Below are 1,128 nucleotides of genomic sequence, written 5' to 3'. Positions count from 1 at the left end.
CCCTCATTAACATGCCTGTAGGTCCCCACCAGACGCACAATCGAGTTCTTATGCTTTTCGATGTCCCGGCCGGACCGGCAGATCGGCAACGACTTCTCCCCGAAAAGGCACCCTCCGGCAAGCACCGCAATAACCCCCGTTATGATTACCGCCATTCTAAACCTCATCGCGGCTCCCTCACTTCTGGCAGAGTTTATCCTCAGCATAAATATGTTTTGCCTTATTTTAGTATAACAACTCAACGGATTAATAAACCGGGGATCGCGCCGGAACTCTTTCCGGTACACACTGCCCGGAGACACGATATTGGATGTCGCAAAGCGTCTTCGGACCAGCGTGGAAACGATCCTTCATTCCTCGGATCAAGAGATTTTTTCCGCGGACAGTTACCTCGGTTGGGCACAGCATGCCTACGCTTACTGGCTATAACCCGGTAAACCATGTCGACCCAAGCGGTTATTGGAACATTGAAACCACAAGGGTAAGCAGGCGTGCGCAACGAAAAATTCTTATATTATAGTTGAGTGGTAGCAATAAAGAACTTATAATAGTATCAACTGAAAACCTTGAACCACCGGGGTGCCCCGCACTCAACTCGGTACCTATGTAGCGTCTAACCGGAAATCTTTCCTCCCGGAAGGAAGGGGTAGTGGCAGGCGTTAAATGGGTGGCAAGTTGAGTGCGGGGAGAATAGGGAAGCAGGTTTAAGTCCTGCGCGGCCCCGCCACTGTAACCGTGAGCCACTGCCAGAAAACAGCGCCACTGGGCTTTCAATGCTCGGGAAGGCTGGTGGTGGCGGTGAACGGAAGCCAGGAGACCTGCCTCGGTGGAATTTTTCGGCGTCCTTCGCGGGAAGGGGGGTTCGAACGATAGTTGCTTTTATGCAGCGATAACCCCGGTTTACGTGAGTGACCGGGGTTGTCTGTTTTTCCCAGGGAGTCCCACATAACACCTGCGGCGGCACCACAATGAAAATGCCGACCCGTAAGCTTGTTACTTAGAAGCTGTCGCATAACAAAGACGGAACGCCGGGAGAAGTAGCGCAGTACAAGGCAGACCGTTTGCGACGGACCGGAGCGTATACGGACATACGTGAGGACCGGCGCGGGCGGGCTAACGCCGTAATGC

General features: G+C 53.3%; 1 riboswitch.

Annotation, left to right across the window (positions count from 1 at the left end):
* The first annotated feature begins 648 nt into the window (after window positions 1-648).
* A riboswitch (cobalamin riboswitch) is annotated at window positions 649-841 on the top strand.
* The last annotated feature ends 287 nt before the right edge of the window (window positions 842-1,128 follow it).

This window comes from Bacillota bacterium, assembly GCA_040755295.1.
GTDB lineage: Bacteria > Bacillota > Desulfotomaculia > Desulfotomaculales > Ammonificaceae > SURF-55.
This window is presented reverse-complemented; position numbering and strand designations above follow the sequence as displayed.